Genomic DNA, 19,557 nt, shown 5'->3' on the forward strand with positions numbered 1-19,557 from the left:
GATGGACATGGCACCCAGCGACGGCGACCCCGCGCACAACCAGGGTCTCGGCCGGATCATCGTCATGGTCTACGCGGTGTTCGCCCTCTCGGCGAGCGCGCGCAGCCTCTTCCAGATCCTCACGCAGTTCGACGCCGCCCCCGTGGCGTACACGCTCTCCGCGGTCGCGGCGGTCGTGTACATCGTGGCGACGTTCGCGCTCGCCCGCTCCGGCCCGCGCGCCTGGGCGGTGGCGCTGGGCGCCGTGCTCGTGGAGCTGGCCGGCGTGGTCGGCGTGGGCCTGTGGACCGTCCTGGATCCGGGGATGTTCGCCCATGACACCGTGTGGTCCCGGTTCGGCGCGGGCTACGGCTACGTGCCGCTCGTGCTACCGGTGGTCGGCCTGATCTGGCTGCTGACGCACCGCCCCGCCCGCCCGGCCGAGGCGGGGGCGCTCTGATGCGGGTCTGGAACAGCCTGGACGAGGTCCCCACGGACCTGCCGCGCACCGTGGTCACCCTGGGCAACTTCGACGGCGTGCACCGCGGCCACCGCGAGGTGCTGCGCCGGGTCGTCGAGCTGGCGCGGGCCCGCGGCGCCCTGGCCGTGGCCGTGACCTTCACCCCGCACCCGCGCGCCGTGCACCAGCCCGAGGTGCCCCACGTGGACATCATCAGCCCCGAGCAGCGGGTCGTCCTCCTGGAGGAGGCGGGTCTGGACGCGGTGCTCCTGCAGCGCTACACCCTCGAGTTCGCGGACCAGTCCCCGGAGGAGTTCGTCCGCGGCATGCTCGTGCACGGGCTGCATGCCGCCGTCGTGGTCGTGGGGCACGACGTGCGCTTCGGCCGGGGCAACACCGGCGACGTCGCGGAGATGGTGCGCCTGGGCGCCCACTATGGCTTCGAGGTCGAGGCCGTCGAGGAGTTCCCCGCCGAGCACGGGGCCGAGCCGGAGCGCCGCTGCTCCTCGACGTGGGTGCGCGAGGCCCTGGACGCGGGCGACGTCGCCCAGGCCGCGGCCGTGCTCGGCCGACACCACGTGCTCACCGGCGAGGTGGTGCACGGGTTCGCGCGCGGCCGCGAGCTCGGCTTCCCCACGGCGAACCTCGAAACGGATGTGCAGGGCATGATCCCGGCCGACGGCGTCTACGCCGGCTGGGTGCACGACGCGCACGGCGGCGTGTGGCCGGCCGCGATCTCCATCGGCTCGAACCCCACGTTCGAGGACGTCTCCCGCGTGGTGGAGGCGCACGTGATCGACCGCCACGACGAGCGTGTGGAGGACTTCGACCTCTACGGCCAGCACATCGAGGTCGAGTTCGTGGCCCGGCTGCGCGGGATGGTCGCCTACGAGGGCGTCGAGAAGCTCGTGGCGCAGATCACGCAGGACGTGGACGAGGCCCGGGCGATCCTGGCCACGACCCCCTCCGATCGGTGAGCGCCCCGGAGCTGGGCGCTCCCCCCGCCGTGCCGAACCTGCCGGGGCGCCCGGCCCGGGCCCGTCGGGCCGGGCCCAACCCCTTCGAGACCGGCGGTGAGCACTACGACGCCGTCCGCCCCTCCTACCCGGCCGCCGCGGTGGACCGCGTCATGGCGGACACCGCCGACGGCGCGGACGTGGTGGAGCTCGGGGCCGGCACGGGACTGTTCACCCGGCTGCTCGCGGCCCGCCAGGCGGACCGGGTGCGGACGGTGACGGCCCTCGAGCCGTCGGCGTCGATGCGCGCCGTCCTGGAACGCGAGATCGCGGCCGGCACGGGCGGGCGGGTGCGCGCCGTGCCGGGCACGGGCGAGGCGACGGGCCTACCGGCCGCGAGCGCCGACGTCGTGGTGGCGGCCCAGGCGTGGCACTGGATGGACCCGGTCACGGCGAGCGCGGAGGCCGCACGGGTGCTGCGCCCGGGCGGGCGCCTGGCCGCGGTGTGGAACCAGCTCGACACGGCGGTGCCGTGGGTGCACCGTCTCACCCGGATCATGCACGCCGGGGACGTGCACGCCGCCCGGCCGGAGCAGCGCCGGTTCGCCGCCCCGTTCGGGGCGGAGGAGCACGCGCGCTGGGTGTGGACGCAGCCGATGACCGCGGCGGGACTGCACGGTCTCATGGCCTCGCGCTCGTACTGGCTGCGCGCGGACGAGCGGATCCGGTCCCGGATGACGGCCAACCTCGACTGGTACCTGCACGAGCACCTGGGCCATGCGGCGGACGCGGTCCTGCAGGTGCCCTACGTGACGGTGGCCTGGTGGGCGGCGCCGGTCAGGGGCGGGCGCCCACGGTGACCGGGACCGTCCGGGCGATCCCGGCCCGCCGGGCCTGCCAGAGCAGCAGCGCCGTGGCCACCGCGACCACCGCCACCGAGAGCAGCGTGGCCGCCGGGGAGCCGGCCGTCTCGGCGTCCACGTAGCTGTCCTCGACGGTGCCCACGAGCGTGCCGGCGGCGATGATCACCACGTTGTTGACCACGTGCAGGGCGACGGCGGCCTCGAGCCCGCCCGTGCGCCACGTGAGCAGGACGGCGGCGACGGCGAACGCGGCGAGGTCCAGCAGGATCCACGGGTCGAGCGAGCCGTGGGCGAGGGCGAAGGTTGCCGCCGAGAGCACCGCGGTGACCGCGACGGCCACGACCGGCCGGCGGATCCACGTGCCGACGGCCAGCAGCAGCCACCCGCGGAACAGGTACTCCTCACCCGCGGCCTGGAAGGGGGTGAGCACGAACGCCATGACGAGCAGCCAGACCCAGTCCTGCGCGCGCGGGGCCGTGGGGGCGCCGTCGAGGGCCCACGTGCCCAGCACGTAGGCGAGGAACAGCAGCGTCAGCACGACGACGCAGCGCGCCAGCCAGCGCCAGCGCACGCGGCCCTCGACCGAGTGGACGAAGCGGGCGGCGACGGGGTGGCCCAGGGCCACGGCCAGCAGCGCGACCCCGATCAGTGCGGCGAGCAGGAGGTTGTTCAGCAGCACCATGGGCGCGGAGAGCAGGTCGAGGTCGGCCACGTCCGTCGGGTCGGCCGCGCCGAGCAGTCCGGGCCCGGACGTGGCGAGCAGGGCGAGAGCGCCCAGCACGCACCCGAGCACGAGGAGGCCCACCAGGCCGGCCAGCACGAGGCCGAAGGACGCGAGTGGGTTCCACCATCGGGCCCGCGGCGTGCGCAGCAGCGCGGGGTAGTCGTGGCCGATCAGCGGCAGATCCAGGGGCGGCGCGGGCGGCCGGACGGGGAACGACGGCGGGGCCGGGGAGTGGGGGACCGGTGGGGTGCTCACCGGGCCAGGGTAGGCGATGCGGTAGACTCGACCCTCGGCCTCCCTGCAGTCCGCGGTGGGGTGGGCCCCGTGTCGTCCGCCCCGGCGGGGCGCGGCTCGTGTTCGCGGTACCGAAGTGAAGGAGGCCCACCATGGCCCTGGATCCCGCTGTCAAGCAGCAGATCATCAAGGAGTACGCCACCCACGAGGGCGACACCGGCTCCCCCGAGGTGCAGATCGCGGTCCTGTCCCGCCGCATCAAGGACCTGACCGAGCACCTCAAGGAGCACAAGCACGATCACCACACCCGCCGTGGCCTGATGGGCCTGGTCGGTCGCCGTCGTCGCATGCTGGGCTACCTGCAGAACGTCGACATCGAGCGCTACCGTGCGCTGATCGAGCGCCTCGGCCTGCGCAAGTGACCTGAGGAGGCGGCGCCGGAGCCCGCGGGAGACCCGCGAGCGCCGGCGCCGCCTTTCGTCTGCCCCCGGACGCACGTAGTGTGTCCCGAGGGGAGACCGCCGCAGCCTGCGGCACTCCGGCGCGCCACGGCGCGCCTCCCCGCATCATTGACACACCCGACGGTTCCGCGCCCATCGCCCGCGGTCCTCGACAGTGGCTCCCGGACCCCGCCGCACGGCGGGATGCCGAGGGCCTCGATCGAAGACCAGGGGGACAGGGACGCCTGCGGCGCCGTCCACCTGAAAGGAGGCCCTCATGGAGGGTCCTGAGATCACCTTCGCCGAGGCCGTCATCGACAACGGCTCGTACGGCAAGCGCACCGTCCGCTTCGAGACCGGGCGCCTCGCCCAGCAGGCCGCCGGCGCCGCCATGGTCTACCTCGACGAGGAGACGTCGATGCTGTCCGCCACCACCGTGGGCAAGTCCCCCCGCGAGGGCTTCGACTTCTTCCCGCTGACCGTGGACGTCGAGGAGCGCATGTACGCCTCGGGCCGCATCCCCGGCTCGTTCTTCCGCCGCGAGGGCCGCCCGTCCACGGACGCGATCCTCACCTGCCGCCTGATCGACCGCCCGCTGCGCCCGGCGTTCGTCAAGGGCATTCGCAACGAGGTCCAGGTCGTCGTGACCGTCACCTCGATCGCCCCGGACGAGATCTACGACACGGTGGCCATCAACGCCGCCTCCCTGTCCACGCAGCTGTCCGGCCTGCCGTTCTCCGGCCCCATCGGCGGCGTGCGGATGGCCCTCATGGACGACGGCTCCGGCGCGCGCCAGTGGGTCGCGTTCCCGAAGCACTCCCAGCTCAAGGGCGCCGTGTTCAACATGGCCGTGGCCGGCCGCGTGGTGGGCGACGACGTCGCCATCATGATGGTCGAGGCCGAGGCGACCCCGGACTCCTGGACCCTGGTCAAGGAGCGCGGCGCGCAGGCGCCCACCGAGGAGATCGTGGCCGAGGGCCTCGAGGCCGCCAAGCCCTTCATCCGCGCCCTGTGCGAGGCCCAGGCCGACCTGGTCAAGCGCGCCGGCAAGGACCCGGTGGACGTCCCCGTGTTCCAGGACTACCAGGACGACGCCTACGCCGCCGTCGAGAAGCTCGCCACGGACCGCCTGACCGAGATCTTCTCCATCGCCGACAAGCAGGAGCGCGAGTCGGCCTCGTACGCCTACCTGCTCGAGGTGCTCGAGGAGCTCGCCGGCGAGGGCAAGGACTTCGCCGAGCGCAAGGGCGAGATCGCCAAGGCCTACGGCTCCCTCACCAAGCAGATCGTGCGTCGCCGCATCCTCACCGACCAGGTGCGCATCGACGGCCGCGGCCTGACGGACATCCGCAAGCTGACCGCGGAGGTGGAGGTCCTGCCCCGCGTGCACGGCTCCGCCATCTTCGAGCGCGGCGAGACCCAGATCATGGGCGTCACCACGCTGAACATGCTCAAGATGGAGCAGCAGATCGACTCGCTGTCGCCGGAGACGGCCAAGCGGTACATGCACCACTACAACTTCCCGCCGTACTCCACCGGCGAGACCGGCCGCGTGGGCTCCCCGAAGCGCCGCGAGATCGGCCACGGCGCCCTCGCCGAGCGCGCCCTGGTGCCCGTGCTCCCGGCCCGCGAGGAGTTCCCCTACGCGATCCGCCAGGTCTCCGAGGCCCTCAGTTCCAACGGCTCGACGTCGATGGGCTCCGTCTGCGCCTCCACCCTGTCCCTGCTGAACGCGGGCGTGCCGCTGCGCGCGCACGTGGCCGGCATCGCCATGGGCCTGGTCTCCGCCGAGGTGGACGGCCAGACCCAGTACGCGGCCCTGACCGACATCCTCGGCGCCGAGGACGCGTTCGGCGACATGGACTTCAAGGTGGCCGGCACCGCCGAGTTCGTCACCGCGATCCAGCTGGACACCAAGCTGGACGGCATCCCGGCTTCCGTCCTGGCCTCCGCCCTGACGCAGGCCCGCGAGGCGCGCCTGCACATCCTGTCCGTGCTGAACGCCGCCATCGACGCCCCGGACGAGATGGCCCCCACCGCCCCGCGGATCATCTCCGTGCGCATCCCGGTGGACAAGATCGGCGCGGTCATCGGCCCCAAGGGCGCCATGATCAACCAGATCCAGGACGACACGGGCGCGGACATCACCATCGAGGACGACGGCACCGTGCTGATCGGCGCCACCGACGGCGCCTCGGCCGAGGCCGCGCGCTCCGCGGTGAACGCGATCGCCAACCCGCAGGTCCCCGAGGTCGGCGAGCGCTACCTCGGCACCGTCGTGAAGCTGACCACGTTCGGCGCGTTCGTCTCGCTCACCCCGGGCAAGGACGGCCTGCTGCACGTCTCCGAGCTGCGCAAGCTCAACGAGGGCAAGCGCGTGGACGACGTCGAGGACGTGCTCGGCGTGGGCCAGAAGGTCCAGGTCGAGATCACCAAGATCGACGACCGCGGCAAGCTCTCCCTCTCCCCGGTGGGGGCGGAGTCCGACGCCGTGGCCGAGACCGCGGACGCGATCGAGTCCTCGCAGACCGAGGCCTGATCCGCCCCGGCCGGGCATGCCCGGCCCGGTGACCACGACGGCGCCGCACCCTCCCAGCGAGTGGTGCGGCGCCGTCGTCGCGCATGGGCGAGAATGTCCGTCATGAGTGTTCACCGTGAGATCCCCCTGGACTTCGACGGCGTGCTGGCGGACGAGGGCAACGGTTCCGTGGTGCGCCGCTCCGTGCTGCCCGGCGGCGTCCGTGTGCTCACCGAGGCCATGCCGGACCAGCGCTCGGTGACCATCGGCTACTGGGTGGCCGTCGGGTCCCGTGACGAGTCGCCCGAGGGCTTCGGCGCCACGCACTTCCTCGAGCACCTGCTCTTCAAGGGCACTCCCACGCGCACCGCGATGGACATCGCGGCCGCCTTCGACCGCGTGGGCGGGGAGTCCAACGCCGGCACGGCCAAGGAGTCCACCGTCTACCACGCCCGCGTGCTGGACGAGGACCTGCCGATGGCCGTGGAGGTGCTCACGGACATGCTCACCTCCTCCCTGATCGACCCGGACGAGCTCGAGACCGAGCGCGGCGTGATCCTCGAGGAGCTCGCCATGGACGCGGACGACCCCGTGGACGTGGCCCACGAGAAGCTCGCCGAGGTCATGCTGGACGGCCACCCCCTCGGCCGGCCGATCGGCGGCACGCCCGAGACGATCCGGGCCGTCACCCGCGACCACGTGGTCGGGCACTACACGCACTGGTACCGCCCGGACGAGCTCGTCGTCACCGCCGCCGGCCACCTCGACCACGACGAGGTCTGCCGCCTCGTCCTCGCCGCCCTGCGCGCCTCGGGCTGGGAGCTCACCCCGGGAGCCCTTCCCGCCCCGCGTCGTGCCGTGGACACCGCCGGGGCCGCGGCCTCGCGGGTGCGGACCGGCACGCACACCGTCACCAAGGCGGTCGAGCAGGCCAACGTCCTCGTCGGCGGCCGCTCGCTGTCCACCACGGACCCGGACCGCTTCGCCCTGGGCGTCATGCAGTCCGTCCTGGGCGGGGGCATGTCCTCGCGGCTGTTCCAGGAGATCCGCGAGCGCCGCGGCCTGGCCTACAACACCTACTCGTTCTCCGCCGGGTACTCCGACGCCGGCTACTGGGGCCTGTACGCGGGCTGCCAGCCGGACCGGGTGGAGGAGGTGGCCGCGCTGATGGAGGCCGAGCTGGACCGGATGGCCGAGGCAGACGTCACCGAGGAGGAGCTCGCGCGCGCCCACGGGCAGATCTGCGGCGGCACCGTGCTGGGCATGGAGTCCACGGGCGCCCGCATGTCCCGGCTGGGGCGGGCCGAGCTGGTCACGGGGGAGTACGTGGACCTGGCGGCCTCCCTCGCCCGGGTCCGCGAGGTCGACGCCGGTCAGGTCCGGGCCGTGGCCGCGCGCCTGGCCGCGGGGGACCGGGCGCGTGTCGTCGTCGCCCCGGCCTGACCCCGGCCACGGCCGCCAGTGCGGGCCGCGTAGGCTGGAGGCCATGACCGCGACCCGCACCCCCTCCGCCGTGTCCGCTCCCGACGACGTCCCGCGCGTCGCGATCTTGGGTGCCGGTGGCCGCATGGGCCGCCACGCGGTGCCCGCGGTGCGAGTGGCCGAGGGTCTGGAGCTCGTGGCCGAGCTCGGCTCGCAGGACCGCCTGGACGCGGTGCTCGACGCCGGCGCCACCCACGTCCTGGACCTCACGGTCCCGGACGCCTCGCCCGAGAACGTGGCCTTCGCCGTGGAGCACGGGCTGCACACGGTCGTGGGCACGTCGGGCTGGGTGCCCGAGCGCCGTGCGCGTCTGGAGGCGCAGCTGGCTGAGCGACCGGGGGTGGGCGTGCTGATCGCCCCGAACTTCTCGGTCGGCTCGGTGCTGGCCTCGGCGTTCGCCGCGCAGGCGGCGCGGTACTTCGAGTCCGTCGAGCTCGTCGAGCTGCACCACCCGGACAAGGTGGATGCCCCGTCGGGCACGGCCGTGCGGACCGCCGAGCTCATCGGCGCGGCCCGGGACGCAGCCGGCGTGCCCGTCTCCCCGGACGCCACCGAGCACGACCCGGACGGCGCGCGCGGCGCCGTCGTCCACGGCGTGCACGTGCACGCGGTGCGCCTGCGCGGCCTGGCGGCGCACCAGGAGGTGCTGCTGGGCGGGCCGGGCGAGCAGCTCGTGGTCCGGCACGACGCGTTCGACCGCGGGGCCTACATGCCCGGCGTCGTCCTCGGCCTGCGGACCGTGGCCTCCCGCCCGGGTCTGACCTACGGACTGGACGGATACCTGGACCTTGGCTGAGCCCTCCCGCACCCCCGACGACGGCGCCGTGGGCCCGCCCGCGCCCGCCGTCCGCGCCCGCCGCTCGATCGTGATGAGCAAGGTGTGGGTCGGCTTCGTGTGCCTGCTCGTGCTGCTGTTCGCCGGGTTCGCCCTCAACGCGTCCGTCGCGCTGGTGGGCGCCCCGCAGCCACTGGCCAAGGCGATCGGCGCGGGCGTCATCCTCGTGGTGCTGGTGACCGTGGCCGTCCTGGCCCGCGAGGTGTGGTTCGGCCGCCAGACCGAACGCCTGGCGGACCAGCTCGAGGCCGAGGGCGGACTGCCGGAGGACGACCTGCCGCGCTCGCCCGGCGGCCGGATCGACCGGGAGGCCGCCGACGCCCAGTTCGAGCTGTACCGCGTGGAGGCCGAGGCCGCACCACGCGACTGGCGCGCCCGCTACCGCCTCGCCCTGGCCTACGACGCCTCGGGCGACCGCCGCCGCGCCCGCGAGGCGGCCCGGGAGGCCGTCCGCCTGCACCGCGCCGGCTGACGCGGCCCACGCGTCGCTCAGCGCCCTCCGACGGCCCGTTCCCCACCCGCCCGGGGCAGCCGGGCCATCGCGGCCTCGAGCGGACCCCGTCGGCCACTGAGCTCGGCGGCCAGCCCGGCCATGAGGCACAGCAGGACGAGGACGGCGAGCAGCGCCCCGTCGGCCGGGTCGATCCCGGTCGCGTCCACGAGCGCGAGCACCACGAGGTGCCCCACGTAGAGCGTGAGCGGGATGCGCCCCGCACCCACGAGCGGGCGCAGCGCGGCGTGCCCGACCAGGGGCCGGGCCAGCAGGCAGGCGCCCAGCACGGCGCACGCCCAGCCCGCCGCGAGCACGGCGGCCACCACGGACCCGGAGTGCGGGGTCGGCAGGGCGAGCCACAGCGGATCCGGGATCAGGAGGGCGAGCCGCGGCTCGCCCGTGCGCAGCGTGAGCGCCGTCTCGGCCGGGTCCGTGCCGATCGCCGCGGCGACTCGCCCGACCGTGCCCGGGGCCCGCAGCACCGCCGCGCCGACGACGACGGCCGCCGCCCACGCCGCGGCCCCGCCGCCGAGGATCCCGGCGGCCACGCGGGGCTGGTCCAGTGGCAGCCGCCCCAGGGCCAGCCCCAGCACGAGGAACGCGCCCCAGGACAGGACGGGGTAGTAGCCCGTGACCGTCAGATCGGCTAGCAGCAGCCCGGGACGCAGCAGGTCCGCGGGGCCGGGGGAGAGCCAGAGCCGCCCGCCCACGAAGAACTCCTGACGGCCCAGGGCGGCCTGTGCGGCCGCGACCACCGCGAACACCAGCACAGGCCCGAGCACGAGCCACGTCCCCGCGATCACCCCCAGGGTGCGGGCGCGCAGGCCCAGCAGGGGCAGCGCGAGCAGGAAGAGCAGGGCGTAGTGGCACAGGATCACGGCCACGGGGACCCCGAGCGTCCCGCACGCGAGCCCGAGCACGAACAGCAGACCCGCGCGGCGGGCGATCAGGCGGCGCAGCGCCGCGCGCCGGATCCCCGTGGCCGGCGTCGCGCCCCCCGTGGACAGGGCCAGCCCGACCCCGGCCAGCAGGACGAACAGCACCGAGGCGCGGCCGGCGAACCACAGGAACGCCGGGTGGGGTGCTCCGTCCGCCGTCACCGGGTCGACGACGTGGACGGTGACCATGCCGAGCAGGGCGATCCCGCGAGCCGCGTCGACGCCGGGCAGCCGACGACGCGCGGGCCGGTCCGGGCGGACGGCGGCGGGGGGCGGGGCGGGACGCAGGGCGGGCTCCTCTCGGGTCGCCGCGCGTCGCGGAGGGGCCACGGACGGCGCGGGCCTTCAGTCTCGCAGGTAGGGTGGGGCCCATGAGTGCCGTCCGTTCCGCCGTCATCCCCTCCGAGCCGCTCTTCGGCACGGTCGTGCCCGCCATGGTCACCCCCATGACGGACGAGGGCGCCGTGGACCTCGAGGCGGCCGCCGCGCTGGCCGAGCACCTGGTGGACCGCGGGGCCGACGGCCTCGTGGTCACCGGCACCACCGGCGAGACCTCCACGCTCACGGACGACGAGAACGTGGCGATGTTCCGCACCGTCGTCGAGGCCGTGGGGGACCGCGCCAGGGTCGTGGCCGGCACCGGCACCAACGACACGGCGCACACCCTCGAGCTGTCGCGCCGCGCGGCCGAGACGGGCGTGGACGGGCTGCTGCTCGTCACCCCGTACTACAACAAGCCCAACCAGGCCGGCATCCGCGCGCACTTCGAGACCGTGGCCGACGGGGTGGACCTGCCGATCATGCTCTACGACATCCCGGGCCGCTCCGTGATGCCGATCGAGCCCGAGACGGTCATCGCGCTCGCGCAGCATCCCAACATCCGTGCGCTCAAGGACGCGAAGGGGGACCTGCAGTCCACCACGACCGTCCTGGCGCACACGGACCTCGACCTCTACTCCGGCGACGACGGCGCGACCCTGCCGCTCATGGCGCTCGGCGCCGTGGGGGTCGTCTCGGTGGCCGCGCACGCGGCCCCCGAGCTGTACCGCCAGCTCGTGGACGCCGTCCACGCCGGCGACCTGGCCGGTGCCCGTGATCACCACTTCGCGCTGGACCCCGTCCAGCGCGGCATCATGACCCATGTCCAGGGCGCGGTGGCCGCGAAGGCCGTCCTCGCCGCCCAGGGTGTCATCCCGTCCGCAGCCGTGCGGCTGCCCCTCGTCCAGGCCACGCCGGACGAGCTCTCCGTCATCCGAGCCGACCTCGCGGAGGCCGGCATCACCTTCTAGAAGGGACCCGTTCCATGACCGCAGGCACCCGCCTGTCCACCCCGCCCAAGCTCAAGCGGGGCACCTGCCGCATCGTCCAGCTGGGCGGCCTCGAGGAGGTCGGCCGCAACATGGTCACCTTCGAGATCGACGGCAAGATCCTCATCGTCGACTGCGGCGTCCTCTTCCCCGAGGAGCACCAGCCCGGCGTCGACCTGATCCTGCCGGACTTCGACTACATCCGGGACCGCCTGGACGACGTCGTCGGCATCGTCCTGACCCACGGCCACGAGGACCACATCGGCGCCGTGCCGTACCTGCTGCGCCTGCGCGACGACATCCCCGTGATCGGCTCCAAGCTGACGCTCGCCCTGATCGAGGCCAAGCTCGAGGAGCACCGGATCAAGCCGCGCACCCGCGTGGTCAAGGAAGACGACATCGTCGAGTTCGGCCCGTTCGAGTGCGAATTCGTGGCCGTGAACCACTCGATCCCGGACGCGCTCGCCGTCGCCATCCACACGGACGCCGGCACCATCCTGCACACCGGCGACTTCAAGATGGACCAGCTGCCTCTCGACGGCCGCATCACGGACCTGCGCGCCTTCGCCCGTCTCGGCGAGGAGGGCGTGGACCTGTTCATGACCGACTCCACGAACGCCGAGGTCCCGGGGTTCACCACCACGGAGGCGGAGATCGGCCCCACCCTCGAGCGCTACTTCGCCACGGCGAAGCGCCGCATCGTGGTGGCCTCGTTCTCCTCCCACGTGCACCGCGTGCAGCAGGTCCTCGACGCCGCCCACAAGCACGGTCGCAAGGTGGCCTTCGGCGGGCGCTCCATGATCCGCAACATGACCATCGCGGCGAAGCTCGGCTACCTCAAGGTGCCGAACGGGATCCTCGTGGACATCCGCAAGGTGGACAAGTACCGCGACGACGAGATCGTGCTCATGGTCACCGGCTCCCAGGGCGAGCCGATGGCGGCCCTGTCCCGGATGGCCAACGCCGACCACCAGGTGCAGCTGGAGGAGGGCGACCTCGTCGTGCTGGCCTCCTCGCTGATCCCGGGCAACGAGAACTCCGTGTTCCGCGTGATCAACGGGCTCATGAAGCTCGGCGCGACCGTGGTGCACAAGGGCATGGCCAAGGTGCACGTCTCCGGCCACGCCTCCGAGGGCGAGCTGCTGTACTGCTACAACATCGTCGAGCCCGAGTTCGTGATGCCGGTGCACGGCGAGACCCGCCACCTGATCGCCAACGGCCGGATCGCGGAGAAGACCGGCGTGCCGGCCGAGAACGTCATCCTGGCCGGCAACGGCACCGTGGTGGACATGACCGACGGCCTCGTGAAGGTCGTCGGCGAGGTGGAGTGCGGCTACGTGTACGTGGACGGCTCCTCCGTGGGCGAGATCTCCGATTCGGACCTCAAGGACCGCCGTGTCCTGAGCGAGGAGGGCTTCATCTCGATCATCACCGTGGTCAACCGGCAGACCGGCGCGATCGTGTCCGGCCCGGACGTCCACGCCCGCGGCGTCGCCGAGGACGAGAAGGTGTTCGAGGAGATCAAGCCGAAGATCGTCCGGGCGCTCGAGGAGGCCGTGCAGTCCAGCAAGGACCACACCGCCCACCAGCTCCAGCAGGTGGTCCGCCGGACCGTCGGCACGTGGGTCAACCGCAAGCTGCGCCGCCGCCCGATGATCATCCCGGTGGTCCTGGAGGCCTGACCCCTCCGGGTCGCCATGCCTGCCGTGTCCGCGGTTCGCGGTAGTTTGGTGGGCATGGCGACCCGTACTTCCCCCACGCGTTCGTCCTCCTCCTCCGCGACGTCCCGCTCCGGCTCCGCCGGACGCCGAGGCTCCGGACGGAAGGGGTCGACCGCGACCGTCCCCGAGGCCGACCGGCCCGCCGCGCCCCTGCGCGCCCTGCACACCCTGTGGATGGGGCTGGCCACGCCGGTCGGCGCCGGCTTCCGCAAGCTCGGCCCGGACGTGCGCATCGACCGCGAGGAACGCCGTGACGGCACCGGCCTGCTCCTGCTGCTGCTCGCCGCGCTGATCGCGGCCGTGGAGTGGTGGGGCCTGCGCGGCACCGCCGTCGGCCGCGTGGTGCACGGGGTGGTGGGCGGCACCGTCGGGTGGTTCGCCCTCCTGGTGCCGATCGCCCTGCTCGTCGTGGCCGTGCGCTGCTTCCGCCACGCCACGGACCATCGCGCCAACGGGCGCATCATCATCGGCCTGCTCATGGCGACCGTCGCCGGCTCCGGCATCGCCCACCTCGTGGGCGGCGTGCCCTCGGCCGCCGAGGCCTTCGAGGACATGCTCGGCGCCGGGGGCATGGTCGGCTACCTGGCGACGGCGCCGCTGGCCTCCCTGCTGACACCCGTGCCCGTCTGGGTCCTCATGATCCTGCTGGCCTTCTTCTCGGTGCTCGTGCTCACCGCGACGCCCGTCGGTGCGATCCCGCAGCGGATCGCGGGAGGCTACGACTGGCTCACGGGCCAGGACCCCGAGGGCGCCTCCGAGCAGCGGGCCGCCCGCCGCGACGAGCGGCGCCGGGCCCGTGAGGTGCGCCGCGAGGCCGAGGACCTCGCCACCCCGCTCTCCGTGGACGCGGAGACCGGGCGCACCCACCCGGACCACGACCAGTCCTACCTGGACGGACCGGCCGCCGGCTCCCACGCCGCCGGGGCCTCCCGCCCCGGCCTGTTCGCGCGCCTGTTCGGCGGGCGCCGGGCACGCGAGGATCAGGCCGCCGACGCCGCCCCGGAGCGCACCGCCGGCACCGCCTACGACTCCCCGGTGATCCACGAGGCCGAGGCCGGCTCCCACGCCGCCCCCGAGGCCGAGACCACCCAGGTCCTGCCCCGACCCGCCCCGCGGCGGGCCGCCCGCGGGGAGCACGGCGTGTTCGACGCCGAGCAGGCCGCCGCAGACGCGCGTGACCCGCGGGACGCGGACCAGGACGCCTCGGACGACTTCGACCCGTGGGTGGAGGAGGACGACGCGCCCGAGGACGCGGACGCCGAGCCGCAGCCGCCCGCCGGAGTGCGCCGGCCCACGGCCGCGGACCGTGCCCTCGAGCAGGTCCGCGAACACGCCCGCGCCCAGCGCGAGGCCGCCGCCCCGGCCGCCGCAGCCCTGGAGGAGGACGCGGGGGAGGACACCCCGTTCGCCCTGGACGACGCCCCGGGCCAGGGCTCCGGGACCGCCGCGCCGTCGTCGTCCTCCGCCGTGCCCGCCAGCACCCCCGCACCGGTGCCGCCGGTGACCGCCGAACCGGCCCGCGGCACCCAGTCCCCGCTGGGCGGGGACGTGTCCTACACGCTGCCGCAGTCGGCCCTGCTCCCTGCCGGGCCCCAGCCGAAGGAGCGCTCCGAGGCCAACGACCGGGTCGTCGCCGCGCTGACCACCACGTTCACCGAGTTCAAGGTGGACGCCCAGGTCACCGGGTTCTCCCGCGGGCCGACGGTGACGCGCTACGAGGTCGAGGTCGCCCCCGGCACCAAGGTGGAGAAGGTGACGGCGCTGGAGAAGAACATCGCGTACGCGGTGGCCTCCTCGGACGTGCGGATCCTCAGCCCCATCCCGGGCAAGCGCGCGATCGGCATCGAGATCCCCAACACGGACAAGGAGGTCGTGGCCCTCGGCGACGTCCTGCGCTCGCAGGCCGCCCAGCGCACCGACCACCCGATGGTGATGGGCGTCGGCAAGGACGTGGAGGGCGGCTACGTGGTGGCCAACCTGGCGAAGATGCCCCACATGCTCGTGGCGGGCGCCACCGGCGCCGGCAAGTCCTCGTTCGTGAACTCGATGATCACCTCGATCCTCATGCGCTCCACCCCGGACGAGGTGCGCATGGTGATGGTGGACCCCAAGCGCGTCGAGCTCACCGCGTACGAGGGCGTGCCCCACCTGGTCACCCCGATCATCACGAGCCCGAAGAAGGCGGCCGAGGCGCTGCAGTGGGTCGTCAAGGAGATGGACACCCGCTACGACGACCTCGCGGCGTTCGGCTACAAGCACGTGGACGACTTCAACAAGGCCGTCCGGGCCGGCCAGGTGAAGCTGCCGCCGGACTCCAAGCGCGTGCTGCGCCCGTACCCGTACCTGCTGGTCATCGTGGATGAGCTCGCGGACCTGATGATGGTCGCCCCGCGCGATGTCGAGGACGCGATCGTGCGCATCACCCAGCTGGCCCGTGCGGCCGGCATCCACCTCGTGCTCGCCACGCAGCGGCCGTCCGTGGACGTGGTCACGGGCCTGATCAAGGCCAACGTGCCCTCACGCATGGCGTTCGCGACGTCGTCGGTCACGGACTCACGCGTGGTCCTGGACCAGCCCGGTGCGGAGAAGCTGCTCGGCCAGGGCGACGCCCTGTTCCTGCCGATGGGCAAGTCCAAGCCCATGCGCGTGCAGGGTGCGTGGGTCAACGAGTCCGAGATCCACGCCGTCGTGGAGCACGTGAAGTCGCAGATGCAGGTCCAGTACCGCGAGGACGTGATCCCCGAGAAGACCGAGAAGGTCATCGACGAGGACATCGGCGACGATCTGGACCTGCTCCTGCAGGCCGTCGAGCTCGTGGGCACCACGCAGTTCGGCTCCACGTCCATGTTGCAGCGCAAGCTGCGGGTGGGCTTCGCGAAGGCCGGCCGCCTCATGGACCTCATGGAGTCCCGCGGCGTCGTGGGCCCCTCCGAGGGCTCCAAGGCCCGCGACGTGCTGGTCAAGCCCGACGACCTCGCGGACGTGCTCGCCACCATCTCCGGAGACACCCCGCCCTCGGTCGCATCCGGCGACGGCGCCGCCTCGGCGTCGGCCGGCCCGCGCGACCTGGTGCAGGAGGACCTGGACTCGCGCCCGGCGGCCGTGGACTGGAACGATGAGGACGACGACGAGGGATCGGAGGACGCGTGGCAGCTGACGGGCAGATGAGCACGGCGGGCGGGGCGCAGCGGGTGTCCGCCTGGAACCTGCCGAACATCCTGACCTCGGTGCGCATCCTGATGGTGCCCTTCTTCGCCTGGGCGCTGTGGGCCGGCGGGCCGTGGGGCGGCGACTCGCTCGTCGCCCGGTGGCTCGCGCTGACGCTGTTCGCGGCGGCCATGTACACCGACAAGCTCGACGGGGACATCGCCCGCGCCCGCGGGCTGATCACCGACTTCGGCAAGATCGCGGACCCCATCGCGGACAAGCTGCTCACGGGCACGGCCCTCGTGCTGTTCTCCCTGCTGGGGGAGCTGTGGTGGTGGGTGACCATCGTGATCCTGGTGCGCGAATGGGGCATCACCCTGATGCGTTTCGTCGTGATCCGCTACGGCGTGATGCCGGCCGGCCGCGGGGGCAAGCTCAAGACCGTGCTGCAGACCGTGGGCATCGGCCTGCTGCTCCTGCCCCTGGCCCCGCTCGTGGGCGGCTGGTGGCCGTGGGCCGGCTGGGTGGTCATCGGGGCCGCCACCGTGCTGACGGTGCTGACCGGCCTGGAGTACGTGAAGGACGCATGGGTCCTGCGGCGGGACGCCCTCGCCGCCCAGCGGGGGGCCTGAGGCGATGACCATGGCGGCCGCCCGGGACGTGGTGCACGCGCTCGCGCGCGCGGGCCTCACGGTGGCGACGGGGGAGTCCCTCACCGCCGGCCTGCTGGCCGCGCGCCTGGCCGACGTCCCCGGGGCGTCGGCCGTGCTGCACGGCGGCGTGGTGGCCTACCAGAACGCCGTGAAGACCGGTCTGCTGGGTGTGCCCGAGGACCTGCTCGCGCGGGTCGGGGCGGTGGACGCGGACGTGGCCCGACGGATGGCCCTCGGCGCCCGCGCGGCCCTGGGCGCCGACGTCGGCGTGGCCACCACGGGCGTCGCCGGGCCCGAGCCCCACCAGGGCCAGCCGGTGGGCACCGTGTGGCTCGGCCTGGCCGTGCCCGACGCTGACGCGAACGTGCTGGACGTGCTCGGCGGCGAGCGCGACGGCGCGGCCACCGCGATCCTCCTCCGGTTCGACGGCGACCGCGCCGCGATCCGGGAGGCCACCGTCGCCGCGGCGCTGCAGGCCCTGACGCGCCTGCTCGCCGTACGCGGCCACTGAGGCGGCACGGGGGCGCCGACCGGCCGCCTTGGCACCCCGTCCCTGGTGGCGGCCCGCCCCGCCGCGTAGGTTCGGCGCGATGGAGACCGCATCGCCTCCCACCCCGCCCGAGCGTGCGCCGCAGGACGGCGACGACGCCCCGGGCCCCCGCGTCATCGGCCTCGTGGCCGACCCGGGCACCCCGTGGGCGCTCGTGCGCCGCATCGCCGGGGACGTCGAGGACCGGCTCGACGAACGCCTGCCGCAGCCCGACGGCTGGCGGGTCGAGACACGGCAGGAGTCGCTGCCGGTCGGTGCGACCGGGGGCATGGTCCTGGAGGAGCCGGTCCGCTCCCTCGCAGACGGGCAGGGATGGGACACGGTGGTCGCCGTCGTCGACCTGCCCCGGTTCGACGACCGGCGCGGCGTGGTGGCGGACGTCGTGCCGCAGCTGCGGGTCGGCGTCGTGTGCGTGCCGGCGCTGGGGGTCATCACCCCGGCCCGCCGGCTGCGGGAGACGGTGCTGCGGATCGTCGAGCACATCGACACCGCCCCCCACGTGGACCCGCCGGACGGGGAGCTGGACGTGCAGTCCTCCGACGAGTCCGGCGAGGTGGAGGAGGACGGCGGCCGGTCCCCGGCGGACGAGCCCCCCGAGCCCGACACGGACGCGCTGCGGGGCATCGCCCCGCTGGGCGACGTCGATGCGGACGTGACCACGACCACCCGGATGGGCGGCGGGTCCCGGCGCACGTCCACGGTGTACGTGAAGGGCTGGACGGGCACGCTGCGCCTGCTGGCCGGGATGGTGATGGCCAACCGGCCGCTGCTCATGCCGCGGGACATGACGTTCACGATCGCCTCGGCCAGCGCGGCCGGTGCCTACGGCGTGTTCTTCGGCTCCATCTGGGTGCTCTCCAGCGTGATGTCCCCGGGGCGGCTCGCGGCGATCAGCGTGCTGTCCGTCGTGCTGCTGGTGGCGTGGCTGGTCACCACGAACGGTCTGTGGACGCACGGTGCGGCCCATCGGCACAGCTCGCGGCTGGACAACCTCTCCACAGTGCTCACCGTGGGCCTGGCCTGCACCGTCGTCTACGTGCTGCTCTTCGTTACGCTGCTGCTGGTCGCGCTCATGATCATCCCCGTGGAGTACCTGGAGGAGGAGCTCGACCAGCCCAGCGGTGTGGGCGACTACGTCCGGCTCGTGTGGCTCGCGGCGTCGATGGGCACGATGGCCGGGGCCGTCGGCTCGAGCCTGGACGACTCCCACCGCATCCGGAACGCCACGTACTCCCTGCGGGAACGGCATCGGCGCTCGGAGCGGTACGAGGGCGACGAGGCCGCGGAGGGCCCGACGGCGGGGAGACGGTGTCTCGGGAATGAACGCGACCCCGCCCGGCGTTGAATGTAACGAGTCAAGAAGAGTGCCCCGCGGGATCAGGCCCGCGGCCCGGCGCCCTTCAGGAAAAGTCCAGGAGCAGGCGATAGACATGAAGCGACATCCCGTCCATTCCCACGGAATCACGCGCTGGGTCGATGACCAGCCCCGTCCCCGCGCGGCCGCCCCCGACATCAAGGAGCGCAGCATGCCCCTCCTCCGCCACGAGATCGGCGACGTCCTGCGCGACGTCCGGCAGCTCCAGGGCCGCACCCTGCGCGAGGTCTCGCACGACGCCCGTGTCTCGCTCGGCTACCTGTCGGAGGTGGAGCGCGGCCAGAAGGAGGCCTCCTCCGAGCTGCTGGCCTCGATCTGCCAGGCGCTGGACATCCCGCTGTCCTACCTGCTGCGGGAGGTCTCGGACCGGCTCGTGGAGCAGGAGGGCATGGTCGTCCCGGACACCCTGCCGGACGACCTCACGGACCCCAGCCTGGGCTCGCTGGCCGGCCGCTGACCCCGCTACACCCACGGCGCGGGCGCCCCGTCTCGGGGCGCCCGCGCCGTCTGCGTCCCCGTCCCTGACCCCGCGACCGACCACAGAGAGGACCGCCCGTGCGCGAGAGCGAGTTCCGCCGGCTGATGGACGAGGAGTTCGGCCCCGCCCGGGCCGGCCTCGTGGCCGACTCCCTGCACCTGCCCGGCCTGGACACCACTGCGACGGCGGCGCTTGCCGCCGGTGTGGACCCGCGGCGGGTCTGGCTGGCGGTCTGCGACCTGCATGAGATCCCGCAGGAGCGGCGTCTCGGCCGGGACGTGCCGCCGAAACGCTGACGCCGCGACGCGCTGGCGGGGCACCGCCCCTGTTCGAACACGTGTTCGAAGAATGCGGTAGAGTCCTGCACAGCAGTGCGACGGGGTGATCTCGTGCACAGGCGGGGC

The 19,557-nt window shown here is 73.6% G+C and carries 18 protein-coding genes; 16 read left to right on the plus strand and 2 right to left on the minus strand.

What is annotated here, in order from left to right; genetic code table 11:
* The first annotated feature begins 7 nt into the window (after positions 1–7).
* From MLUT_RS15070 to MLUT_RS15080, 3 genes are read left to right on the plus strand one after another with little or no spacing between them, the layout of a single operon-like run.
* On the plus strand, positions 8–439 hold the full coding sequence (locus MLUT_RS15070; protein ID WP_010079126.1) for a hypothetical protein: 432 nt from the start codon (positions 8–10) through the stop codon (positions 437–439).
* Positions 439–1,416: a bifunctional riboflavin kinase/FAD synthetase gene (locus tag MLUT_RS15075; protein WP_010079125.1), complete on the plus strand. Its 978-nt coding sequence runs from the start codon at positions 439–441 to the stop codon at positions 1,414–1,416. Before MLUT_RS15070 ends, MLUT_RS15075 begins: the two co-directional genes overlap by 1 nt.
* Positions 1,413–2,255, plus strand: coding sequence for a class I SAM-dependent methyltransferase (locus MLUT_RS15080; protein WP_010079124.1), 843 nt, complete (start codon positions 1,413–1,415; stop codon positions 2,253–2,255). Before MLUT_RS15075 ends, MLUT_RS15080 begins: the two co-directional genes overlap by 4 nt.
* On the opposite strand, the gene MLUT_RS15085 is transcribed toward MLUT_RS15080, so the two are convergent.
* On the minus strand, positions 2,233–3,237 hold the full coding sequence (locus MLUT_RS15085; RefSeq protein ID WP_010079123.1) for a CPBP family intramembrane glutamic endopeptidase: 1,005 nt from the start codon (positions 3,235–3,237) through the stop codon (positions 2,233–2,235). The two genes, MLUT_RS15080 and MLUT_RS15085, sit on opposite strands and share 23 nt — an antisense overlap.
* A 131-nt stretch (positions 3,238–3,368) precedes the next feature.
* Here MLUT_RS15085 and rpsO point away from each other — a divergent pair, with 131 nt between their 5' ends.
* The 5 genes from rpsO to MLUT_RS15110 all read left to right on the plus strand — a co-directional run bounded on the left by rpsO (position 3,369) and on the right by MLUT_RS15110 (position 8,963).
* Entirely contained in the window at positions 3,369–3,638 is a 270-nt protein-coding gene (gene rpsO, locus MLUT_RS15090; protein WP_010079122.1) for a 30S ribosomal protein S15, read from the plus strand.
* Between the two features lie 295 nt (positions 3,639–3,933).
* Positions 3,934–6,195: a polyribonucleotide nucleotidyltransferase gene (locus MLUT_RS15095; RefSeq protein WP_010079121.1), complete on the plus strand. Its 2,262-nt coding sequence runs from the start codon at positions 3,934–3,936 to the stop codon at positions 6,193–6,195.
* A gap of 93 nt (positions 6,196–6,288) precedes the next feature.
* The gene (locus MLUT_RS15100) at positions 6,289–7,617 is read left to right on the plus strand and encodes a M16 family metallopeptidase (RefSeq protein WP_029248224.1); all 1,329 of its coding nucleotides are present in this window, start codon (positions 6,289–6,291) and stop codon (positions 7,615–7,617) included.
* Between the two features lie 43 nt (positions 7,618–7,660).
* Entirely contained in the window at positions 7,661–8,452 is a 792-nt protein-coding gene (dapB, locus tag MLUT_RS15105; protein WP_010079119.1) for a 4-hydroxy-tetrahydrodipicolinate reductase, read from the plus strand.
* The gene (locus MLUT_RS15110; RefSeq protein ID WP_010079118.1) at positions 8,445–8,963 is read left to right on the plus strand and encodes a hypothetical protein; all 519 of its coding nucleotides are present in this window, start codon (positions 8,445–8,447) and stop codon (positions 8,961–8,963) included. Before dapB ends, MLUT_RS15110 begins: the two co-directional genes overlap by 8 nt.
* 17 nt (positions 8,964–8,980) lie before the next feature.
* Here MLUT_RS15110 and MLUT_RS15115 read toward each other — a convergent pair whose 3' ends face one another.
* Positions 8,981–10,252, minus strand: a complete 1,272-nt coding sequence (locus tag MLUT_RS15115) for a heparan-alpha-glucosaminide N-acetyltransferase domain-containing protein (RefSeq protein WP_010079117.1) — start codon at positions 10,250–10,252, stop codon at positions 8,981–8,983.
* Positions 10,253–10,293: 41 nt separating this feature from the next.
* Here MLUT_RS15115 and dapA point away from each other — a divergent pair, with 41 nt between their 5' ends.
* The 8 genes from dapA to MLUT_RS15155 all read left to right on the plus strand — a co-directional run bounded on the left by dapA (position 10,294) and on the right by MLUT_RS15155 (position 19,449).
* Complete coding sequence (dapA, locus tag MLUT_RS15120) at positions 10,294–11,211, plus strand: 4-hydroxy-tetrahydrodipicolinate synthase (protein ID WP_010079116.1); 918 nt, start codon at positions 10,294–10,296, stop codon at positions 11,209–11,211.
* Positions 11,212–11,225: 14 nt separating this feature from the next.
* Entirely contained in the window at positions 11,226–12,911 is a 1,686-nt protein-coding gene (locus tag MLUT_RS15125; protein ID WP_010079115.1) for a ribonuclease J, read from the plus strand.
* A gap of 54 nt (positions 12,912–12,965) precedes the next feature.
* Complete coding sequence (locus MLUT_RS15130; protein ID WP_010079114.1) at positions 12,966–16,118, plus strand: FtsK/SpoIIIE family DNA translocase; 3,153 nt, start codon at positions 12,966–12,968, stop codon at positions 16,116–16,118.
* A complete protein-coding gene (locus MLUT_RS15135; protein WP_010079113.1) occupies positions 16,115–16,729 on the plus strand; it encodes a CDP-alcohol phosphatidyltransferase family protein in 615 nt (204 codons plus the stop codon). Before MLUT_RS15130 ends, MLUT_RS15135 begins: the two co-directional genes overlap by 4 nt.
* A 10-nt stretch (positions 16,730–16,739) precedes the next feature.
* On the plus strand, positions 16,740–17,261 hold the full coding sequence (locus MLUT_RS15140) for a CinA family protein (protein ID WP_012750792.1): 522 nt from the start codon (positions 16,740–16,742) through the stop codon (positions 17,259–17,261).
* 79 nt (positions 17,262–17,340) lie between these two features.
* The gene (locus tag MLUT_RS15145; RefSeq protein ID WP_010079110.1) at positions 17,341–18,645 is read left to right on the plus strand and encodes a hypothetical protein; all 1,305 of its coding nucleotides are present in this window, start codon (positions 17,341–17,343) and stop codon (positions 18,643–18,645) included.
* An 85-nt stretch (positions 18,646–18,730) separates the two neighbouring features.
* Complete coding sequence (locus MLUT_RS15150; RefSeq protein ID WP_029248222.1) at positions 18,731–19,132, plus strand: helix-turn-helix domain-containing protein; 402 nt, start codon at positions 18,731–18,733, stop codon at positions 19,130–19,132.
* A gap of 98 nt (positions 19,133–19,230) precedes the next feature.
* Complete coding sequence (locus MLUT_RS15155; RefSeq protein WP_002856506.1) at positions 19,231–19,449, plus strand: DUF3046 domain-containing protein; 219 nt, start codon at positions 19,231–19,233, stop codon at positions 19,447–19,449.
* Positions 19,450–19,557: the final 108 nt, after the last annotated feature.

The sequence above is a fragment of the Micrococcus luteus NCTC 2665 genome (genome assembly GCF_000023205.1).
Taxonomy (GTDB): Bacteria; Actinomycetota; Actinomycetes; order Actinomycetales; family Micrococcaceae; genus Micrococcus; species Micrococcus luteus.

Excerpts from the sequence above, each read along its gene's own strand:
- dapA (WP_010079116.1), top strand. The coding sequence starts at position 10,294 with ATGAGTGCCGTCCGTTCCGCCGTCATCCCCTCCGAGCCGCTCTTCGGC.
- MLUT_RS15130 (WP_010079114.1), top strand. The coding sequence starts at position 12,966 with ATGGCGACCCGTACTTCCCCCACGCGTTCGTCCTCCTCCTCCGCGACG.
- MLUT_RS15095 (WP_010079121.1), top strand. The coding sequence starts at position 3,934 with ATGGAGGGTCCTGAGATCACCTTCGCCGAGGCCGTCATCGACAACGGC.
- MLUT_RS15075 (WP_010079125.1), top strand. The coding sequence starts at position 439 with ATGCGGGTCTGGAACAGCCTGGACGAGGTCCCCACGGACCTGCCGCGC.
- rpsO (WP_010079122.1), top strand. The coding sequence starts at position 3,369 with ATGGCCCTGGATCCCGCTGTCAAGCAGCAGATCATCAAGGAGTACGCC.
- dapB (WP_010079119.1), top strand. The coding sequence starts at position 7,661 with ATGACCGCGACCCGCACCCCCTCCGCCGTGTCCGCTCCCGACGACGTC.
- MLUT_RS15070 (WP_010079126.1), top strand. The coding sequence starts at position 8 with ATGGCACCCAGCGACGGCGACCCCGCGCACAACCAGGGTCTCGGCCGG.
- MLUT_RS15100 (WP_029248224.1), top strand. The coding sequence starts at position 6,289 with ATGTCCGTCATGAGTGTTCACCGTGAGATCCCCCTGGACTTCGACGGC.
- MLUT_RS15125 (WP_010079115.1), top strand. The coding sequence starts at position 11,226 with ATGACCGCAGGCACCCGCCTGTCCACCCCGCCCAAGCTCAAGCGGGGC.
- MLUT_RS15145 (WP_010079110.1), top strand. The coding sequence starts at position 17,341 with ATGGAGACCGCATCGCCTCCCACCCCGCCCGAGCGTGCGCCGCAGGAC.
- MLUT_RS15135 (WP_010079113.1), top strand. The coding sequence starts at position 16,115 with ATGAGCACGGCGGGCGGGGCGCAGCGGGTGTCCGCCTGGAACCTGCCG.
- MLUT_RS15150 (WP_029248222.1), top strand. The coding sequence starts at position 18,731 with ATGAAGCGACATCCCGTCCATTCCCACGGAATCACGCGCTGGGTCGAT.
- MLUT_RS15140 (WP_012750792.1), top strand. The coding sequence starts at position 16,740 with ATGGCGGCCGCCCGGGACGTGGTGCACGCGCTCGCGCGCGCGGGCCTC.